1 protein-coding gene is annotated in these 326 nt (G+C 69.0%); it reads left to right on the top strand.

Annotation, left to right across the window (positions count from 1 at the left end; genetic code table 11):
* Nucleotides 1-326: methyl-accepting chemotaxis protein (locus AC6LKG_RS26595; protein ID WP_498169997.1), on the top strand; the 326-nt coding region annotated here is incomplete at both ends.

Here is a 326-nt window from a genome sequence, read left to right as displayed (position 1 = left end):
ATTGCGTTCCAGACCAACATCCTGGCGCTGAACGCGGCGGTGGAAGCGGCGCGCGCGGGCGAGCAGGGCAAGGGCTTCGCGGTGGTGGCGGGCGAGGTGCGCTCGCTGGCGCAGCGCAGCGCGCAGGCGGCCAAGGAGATCAAGGGCCTGATCGAGGATTCGGTGACGAAGGTGGGCGCCGGTTCGCAGCAGGTGGAACGGGCGGGCGCGACGATGCAGGAGATCGTGGCCTCGGTCAAGCGGGTGACGGACATCATGGGCGAGATCTCTGCGGCCTCGGAAGAGCAGTCCAGCGGTATCGACCAGGTCAACCGGGCGGTGTCGCA

This window comes from Achromobacter sp. 46006 (assembly GCF_059761975.1).
The sequence above is the reverse complement of the archived record's forward strand: the minus strand, read 5'-3'. Positions and strand labels throughout refer to the sequence as shown.